The 8,917-nt window shown below is 52.5% G+C and carries 1 protein-coding gene; it reads right to left on the reverse strand.

Annotation, left to right across the window (positions count from 1 at the left end):
* Window positions 1-8,917, reverse strand: an 8,917-nt coding sequence (locus JOD82_RS28680) for a non-ribosomal peptide synthetase (RefSeq protein ID WP_209950380.1), incomplete at both ends; no start/stop codon positions are given.

Genomic DNA, 8,917 nt, shown 5'->3' on the forward strand with positions numbered 1-8,917 from the left:
CTCCAGTTGTTCCAACGACAAGCCTTTGAACAAGACATCGCTTGGGGTTAGTTCGCTCCGCTCTTGGGAGGCACAATGCGCGATCACTTCCTGCAAGCTTTCCTGCAGCAACTGCGCAAAGTTCTCTACATTTTGCTGTTGATATACCTTACTGTCATAGCGAATGTCCAGTGTCAGCCCGCCTGCTGTAATCATGCCGTTCACATTCAGCGGCTGCTCCAGAACGGTATGATCACTCATCGGCTCTCCACCTGGATGCGAAGACAGCCTGATATCCCCATTTTCCAAGTCCTGATCAAACTGTCCCAAATAGTTAAAGCTAATTTCAGGCTGCAAGGTCAAGGAAGGATGGACATCATGCTGAGACATATATTTCAAAATGCCGTAGCCAATGCCCTTATGCGGTACATGGCGCAGGTCTTCCTTCACCCGCTTGATTCGCTGCCCTACTTCTGCCTTCCCATCCACATCAAGCAGCACCGGATATTGGCTCGTAAACCAGCCCACGGTACGTGTGATGTCGATATCTGGAACAATGGCTTCCCGGCCATGGCCCTCCAGATTGACCAGTACGCGCTCCTGACCGCTCCAGTTATATAACGCGGTGCCGAGTGCAGTTAACAGCAGATCATTGACCTCGGTGTTGTACGCACGATGCGATTCCTGAAGCAGTAGCCGGGTTTCCTGTTCGCTCCAAGCTACGCTCACCGTCGCAGTGTCTCTGATTAGAGAATGTTGTCCCTCCGCTCTCTCTTGATCCTTAGGCAACGATGCAACTTCCATTTGGGCAAGATGCTGCCAATATTCGCGTTCGTTGTCGATCGCCGGACTGTTCGCATATTGAGACAACTGCTCTGCCCAAGCAGAGAAAGAGTCCGTTTTATATGGCAAGCGAATCGCTTCTCCCCGCACGGCCTGCTCATACCCCGTGGTAAAATCCTCAAACACAATCCGCCATGAAATCCCGTCTACGACCAAATGGTGGATCGCAATCAGTAAATGATCTCCATCCATGCAGCGGAAAAGTCCCAGCTTCACCAGCGGTCCTTCATCTAGACGAATAGAGCTTTGGATGGCATTGGCTTTCGTTTCAATCGCCATCGCCACCTCTGCCGTGTCTTCGACGCCTGTCAAATCAACAACGTCCAGACTGTACAGCTCGCCTTCGTTCACACCGCGATTCCACGCTTCATAGCCCTGTTCGGTCTGACGGAAGACCATACGCAATGCATCATGATGCTCCGTCACCTGGGTCACCGTTTGATGCAATGCGGCTTCATCGAATCCTTGTGCTCTATACAGCATCACCGATTGGTTGAAATAATGTGGCTCTGCTGAGGATTGTCCAAAGAACCATTGCTGTATTGGGGTCAATTTAACTGCTCCCGAGACCACCCGCTGATCGGCAGTACGGCTCACCTTGTGCACATAACCACTCAGCAGTGAAATGGACGGATATTGGAACAAATCCTTCATCTCCAGCTTGTAGCCCGCTTGCAGCAAGCGGGACGATACCTGGATCGCTTTGATCGAATCGCCGCCCAGATCAAAGAAATTATCCAAAATGCCGACTCTCTTTGCTCCTAATACAGACTGCCAAATGGACACTAACGTCTGCTCCAGTGCTGTGCGCGGCTCTACATAATCCGCTCCGCTTTGCAAGCTGCCCTCCGGTGCTGGCAGTGCCTTGCGGTCGATTTTACCGTTCGGTGTCAGTGGCATCTGCTCCAGCTGGATGAAATACGAAGGCACCATATAGTTGGGCAGATCCTCACCCAGTAAGCTACGCAGCTCCCCAGCGCTTACGTCTCTTTCAGCGACATAGTACGCCACCAGTTGGTTTTGCCCCTGTTCGTCCGCTTGGGCCAGTACGATGACCTCTTGCACGTCTTCCACTTTCAAGATTTGTGCCTCGACCTCACCCAGCTCGATCCGGTAGCCCCGGATTTTCACCTGATGGTCAATCCGGCCCAAATATTCGATGTTGCCGTCTGGCATCCATCTCGCCAAGTCACCCGTACGGTACATTCGTTCATAGCCTGCTTCACCAACCGCAAACGGGTTCGCTACAAATTTCTCCGCCGTCAGCTCTGGACGATCCAGATATCCACGCGCCAGACCTGGACCAGACACGCACAGCTCACCTGCTACGCCTACCGGAGCCAAATGTCCATGCCCATCCACCATGTATACCCGATGATTCGGCACAGGACGTCCAATGGAAATGAGTTGTCCAGCTCTCTCATCCTCGGACACCGGCCAGATGGACGTTGCAACTGAGTTTTCAGTTGGACCGTAGCCGTTGTAGTACGCCACTTGATCCTTCCACTTGTATACCAGCTCGGTTGAGGATGCTGAACCCGCCGTAAACAAAATACGCAGGTTTGGCATCCGTTCTGGCTCCAGATACACCGCATAGGTCGGCGGCAAAGCGGCCACCGTGATCTGATGATCCGCCATATATTGCTCAAACCGCTCGTAGTTCAAAATCGTTTCTGTCGTTGGCACATATAACGTGGCTCCACAGAACAACGCCTGGAAGATTTCCCAGCAAGCCGCATCAAACGAATAGCTGGCGAACAGCAGCGCATGATCCGACGTACGGATCTTGAGTGTCTGATCAAAATACGTTTTCAGATTGCACAGCCCGTGATGCTCCAGCATCACGCCCTTCGGCTGCCCCGTTGTACCCGACGTGTAGATCACATACGCCAAATCGTTCGGACCGGACCACCGCTCCAGGTTGGAACCATCCTCGTGATACACCGTTTGCGCTCCATCCAGCACCAGCACTTGGCCATCGATAACTGCTTTGTCCACCAGATGACCTTGTGTCAACAGCAGCTTCGCACCCGAGTCATCCAGCATATAGCGGATACGCTCTTCCGGATAGGTTGGATCGATGGGTACATATGCACCTCCGGCTTTTAAAATCCCGAAGATACCTACGATCATGTCCACCGACCGCTCAGTCATCAGACCCACCAAACGATCTTTCGTCACGCCTTGACTGCGCAAGGTACGAGCTAATCGATTGGCGCGTTCATTCAGCTCGCGATAGGTTAATTGCTCTCCTTCAAAGAACAAGGCTGTCTGCTCCGGCGTCTGCGCGGTTTGCGCCTCGAACAAGCCATGGATCGTTTGCTCGCTTGGATACTCGGTCGCCGTATCTCCCCATACGCTGAGAATTTGCTCACGTTCCCGCGTGGTTACCATATCCAGCTCATACACGCGAATGTCCGGCTTCGCTGTCACCTGTTCCAGCAGCTGTACCAGATGACCTCGAATTTGCTCTACACTTTCCCGTTCAAAGGCCAGGGCATTATACCCAAAGCTCATATGAATGGTGTTCCCTGGCAGCACCACCAGGTTAAAGTCATAGTTGGTCTGCTCGACAGACTCGGCTCCGGTGATGCTGAAGCTGGACTCATCACTGCTACCTAATTGCTCCAATTGTTCCTCTACCGGATAGTTCTCAAAAATAAGAATATGATTGATCAAATCCTGCTTAAGCTCCGACAACCCCTGAATTTCATACAACGGATACGTATCATAGGTATGGGAAGCAATCGATTGCTCCTGGGTTTGCTTCATCACATCGGAGAATAAACTGTCCACTTGACTGCGGATGCGTACAGGAATGGTATTGATAAACAGACCAATGATATGCTCCACATTCGGAATGTCTGCTGGACGTCCAGATACCACGCTGCCAAACACCACATCATCTGTACCATTATATTTTTGCAGCAACAGGCCCCAAACGGTCTGCATCAACGTATTGATCGTTACCTGATAACGCTTGGCTACGCGCTGAATGCCTGCCGTTAGATCCGCGCCCAAGTCAAAATCCAGACGCTCCGCCTGATATTCCGTTTTGCCCTGAATTTTAGCCTGTGGCAGGCGGGACTGTTCCTCATATCCTTCCAGAACCTTGCTCCAGTAACCTGATGCGGCCTGACGATCCTGCTGTTCCAGCCATTCGATATATTGACTGTACGGCGTTACAGGTGCCAGTTCAGGCTGCTTATGAGCCAGTATCGCAAAATAACTCGCAAACACTTCGCCTGTCACCAACGACAAGCACCAGCCGTCCATCACGATATGATGGAAGCTCCATACAAAACGGTACGCATCCTCACCTGTGCGCAAAACAGCCACACGCATCAAAGCATCTTGTGCCAGATCAAAGCCTCTTTGCTTGTCTTTACGCGTATATTCGAGGATGTACTCGTTTTGCTGCTCTTGCTCCATATCCCGCAAATCCTCTACATACAGTTCGCTGCGCTTATTCCGATACACGACCTGAAGCGGTTCATCTTTCCAGCCACTGTAAAAGTTCGTGCGCAGTACCGTATGCCGCTGCACCAATACATCCAGACTGGCCGCAAATGCAGCGATATTAAACTGTCCTCGCAGATCAAAGGATGCCTGTTCAAAATACGCTCCCGATTGCGAATCCATCAGATTGTAAAAGAGCATCCCCTTTTGCATCGGCGTCAGTGCGTACACATTTTCCAGCTCACCGATACGTGCTGCCTGTTCCGCGATCTGTTCCAGTTCCTGAGTCGTCAAACCTTTGAAGGACACATCACTTGGCGTCAGTTCCGGATGCTCCTGAGCGGAACAATGCGCAATGACCTCTTGCAAAGCAGATTGCAGCAGTCCCGCCACACGTTCCAGCGTTTCTTGGCGATACTGCTTACGGCTGTAAGCAATCGTCAAGCGCAGCGTGCCTTCCGAGATCATTGCATTCAAATCCAGCGTATATTGCAGCGGTGAATGGGCATCCTCTGTCTCCCCTGCGCTATAGGATGACCATGTGATTCCACTGTTTTGCACACCCTGATCGACCTGCCCCAAATAGTTAAAGCTGATTTCCGGTTCTGCTCCAATCGCATGCGTTTCATCCGATGCGAACGCAGGGGACAAGTAGCGCCATGTGCCATACGTCAGCCCTTTATGTGGAATCCGGCGCAGACCTTCCTTCGTTTCTTTAATCCGCTGGGCCAGCGTCAGGTTGACATTTGTGTCCAGCAGCACCGGATACAAGCTCGTAAACCAGCCTACTGTACGTGTAATATCCACCTCTGGCAGGATTGCTTCCCGGCCATGTCCCTCCAGATTCACCAGCACCTGTCCTGCGCCTGTCCAGTTGTGCATCGCCAATCCTAACGCGGTCAATAGCAAATCATTGACCTCGGTGTTATAGGCGCGATGTGCCTGCTTTAGCAGTTGCTGGGTTTCAGCTTCGGTCCACTCTACTGTCAGCACTTCGCTGTCAGCATTCAAGGAACCCTCGTAGGCAAAATCCTTAGGCAGCGGTGCCGCTTTCGCTTTGGCCTGTTCCAGCTGCTGCCAGTAGGCTTCATCCGATGCAGCCTCTGAACGGTTGGCGTAAGACGACAACTCCCGTGCCCATGTTTGGAAGGAATCCGTTTTATAGGGCAATCGTACAGGCTCACCCTTGATCGCCTGCTCGTAGCCTGTCGAGAAATCTTCAAACAGAATTCGCCACGATACCCCGTCCACTACCAAATGGTGAATGGCTATGAGCAAATGATCGCCCTCGGCTGTGCGGAACAATCCCAGCTTGACCAGAGGCCCTTCGGACAGGTGGATGCTGCTTTGAATTTCATTTGCCTTCGCTTCCAGCGCTTCCGCATAGGATGCTTGTTCACGGTAGTCTGCGGTTTCCAGCGTATACAACGCGCCTTCATCTACGCCGCGTGTCCAAGCCTCGTAATCGGCTGAAGCCTGACGGAAAACCGTACGAAGCGCATCATGATGCTTCACGATATGATCCATGGTCCGGCAAACCGCCGTTTCATCAAAGCCCTTGGCACGATAGAGCATGACCGCCTGATTAAAGTGCTGCGGACGCTCGCGCTCCTGCGCAAAGAACCAATGCTGGATCGGAAGCAAAGCGGTTTTCCCGCTTACTTCTCCTTGATCTGCCATACGACTGACCTCATACAAATGCGGTGCCAGTGCTGCAACCGTTGGATACTGGAACAAATCCTTCATGTCCAGCTTATAACCGGCTTGGAACGCACGGGATGCAATTTGAATGGCCTTGATGGAATCGCCACCTAGATCAAAGAAATTGTCCAAAATACCGACCGTCTGTAGTCCTAGTACGGACTGCCAGACCGCGACCAGAGCGCGTTCTGGCGCCGTACGCGGCTCTGCATAATCAGCTCCAGTTTGCAGGCTGCCTTCCGGTGCTGGCAGGGCCTTGCGGTCAATTTTGCCATTTGGACTCAGCGGCATTTGCTCCAGTTGTACAAAGTAGGACGGCACCATGTAGCTTGGCAGCTCCCGGCCCAGCTCACTTCTCAGCTCGCTAGCACCGAGCTCTTGCCCCGCAACATAGTAGGCCACCATTTGTTTTTGGCCCGTTTCATCCGCACGAGCCATGACCACCGCTTCTCGTACGGATGCTACTTGAAGCAGTTGCGATTCGACTTCACCCAGCTCAATCCGGTACCCCCGGATTTTCACCTGATGGTCAATCCGGCCCAAATATTCAATGTTCCCGTTCGGCATCCATCTAGCTAAATCGCCCGTGCGGTACATCCGTTCATAGCCTGCTTCCCCGCCTGCAAACGGGTCTTTCACAAATTTCTCGGCCGTCAGCTCTGGACGGTTCAGATAGCCTCGGGCTACGCCGACACCGCCGATACACAGCTCACCCGCAACCCCAATCGGCTGCAATTGCTCCGTGCCTTCCTTCACAATGTACAGACGAATATTTTGAATCGGTTTCCCGATTGGAATGACCGCATAGGCTTCATTCGGCTCGCAATCGAAGTACGATACGTCCACCGTCGCTTCGGTTGGACCGTACAGGTTGATCAGCTTCGCTCCGGCCAGGCTCGACATAAGCCGCTGGAACCGGGCCACATGCTGCGTTGGCAATGCTTCACCACTGGCAAAGACATGGCGCAGCGTGCCCAGCTTCGCTTGCATCACTTCTCGTGGCTGCTGCTCTACATATTCCAGGAACGCATGCAGCATCGCCGGTACAAAGTGCATTGTGCTCACGCCATCGCGGGCAATCGTGTCGACGATGTCTTCCGGGTTCTTTTCCCCGCCGACCGACAGCAAGCTCACCTTCGAGCCGACCATCGACCACCAGAACAGCTCCCACACCGACACGTCAAAGGTGAAGGCGGTCTTTTGCAGGATCGTATCTTCTGCACTCAAACCGTACCGATCATGCATCCACAAAATCCGGTTCAGCACGGAATGGTGCTCCACCATCACACCCTTCGGTCTTCCCGTGGAGCCAGAGGTATAGATGACATAGGCGACATGGTGTGGCCCAGTCAGTGGCTCCAGATTTGAACCGTCTTCGTGATAAATATTCTTGCCATCCTGCTCCTGACAATCCAACACCAGCACCTGACCATCGAAGTTTAGCGATGCTTGCTCCGCCAGATGCGATTGCGTCAGCATCAGCTTCGCGCCCGAGTCCTCCAGCATAAAGCGGATGCGGTCCGCTGGATATTCCGGGTCAATCGGCACGTAGGCTCCGCCTGCCTTGAGGATCGCATAGATGCCTACGATCATGTCTAGCGAACGGTGAACCAGTATGCCTACAGGCTGATCCGGCTGAACCCCTTGCGCACGCAAGGTGCGTGCGAGACGGTTGGCTCGTTCGTTCAGTTCCGCGTAGGTCAACGACTCCGCTCCGCACAGCACCGCTACTTGCTCCGGTGTATTCGCTGCCTGCTGCTCGAACAGTGCACTTAGCGTCTGATCCTGTGGATAGGCTACCGCCGTATCCCCCCAAACCTGAACGATCTGTGCCTGTTCTTCTGGTGTTACCAATTCCAGCTCATTCACACGGATATTCGGATTGTCCACAATTTGCCTGATGACATGGTCGATATGGCCCTGGATACGCTCCATAGCAGACCGGTTATACACCAGAGCATTGTATTCAAGCAGGATAGAGATATCCTCGTCAGGCACGACAATCAGGTTAAAATCGTAGTTGGTTTGCTCGGCAAGTGCCACATTGGCAATAGAGAAGCCTGTTTGTGCCTTGGTCTCGCCGGAAGCGCCCATCTGCTTCATCTGCTGCCCGATGGGGTAGTTTTCAAAGACCATGATGTGATTGATCAGGTCTTGTTTTTGTTCAGTCCGTGCCTGAATGTCGTAGAGCGGGAATGTGTCATAGACACCGGAGGCCAAAGCCTGTTCCTGTGTGCGCTGCAATACTTCAGCAAATGTAGCATTCCGTTCACTTTGAATCCGAACCGGTATGGTATTGATAAACAACCCGATCATGTTCTCCACACCCGGAATGTCTGCTGGACGACCGGATACCACACCACCAAACACGACATCCTGATGATTATTGTATTGCTGTAAAATAACGCCCCACACACTTTGCAGCAAGGTGTTAATCGTGACATGTTGTTGCTTGGCCATTTGGTTTAATGCGGCACTCCGTTCTTTACCCAACATAAATGGCAGCTTTTCCGAAACATAGCCAGAATTTGAACTTCCACCACTTCCGTCTGGTTCTTCATCCCGTGCGGCTACAGAAGCTTGCGCATTCTCACCAGGCAACAAGGTTTGCTGCTCAAAGCCTGCCAAATAGTCACTCCAATAACGGGTCGCTTCCTGTGCATCCTGATCTTGCAACCATTCGATATAGTCACTATACGGCTTGACAGGTTCGAGCTCTGGCTGCTTGTTCTCCAGCAAGGCAAAATATGCACCAAATACTTCGTCCGTCATCAGGGACAGGCACCAGCCGTCCATTACGATATGATGGAAGCTCCATACAAAACGGTATGAGCGATCATCCGTGCGGAAGACAGCTACACGCATGAGCGCATCCTTGCTTAAATCAAAGCCTCGAGCTTTGTCCTGGGCCACAAATTCAGCTACAGCCTGTTCA

Origin of the sequence: Paenibacillus sp. 1182 (assembly GCF_017833915.1) — a bacterium.
In the GTDB taxonomy this organism is placed as follows: Bacteria; Bacillota; Bacilli; order Paenibacillales; family Paenibacillaceae; genus Paenibacillus; species Paenibacillus polymyxa_D.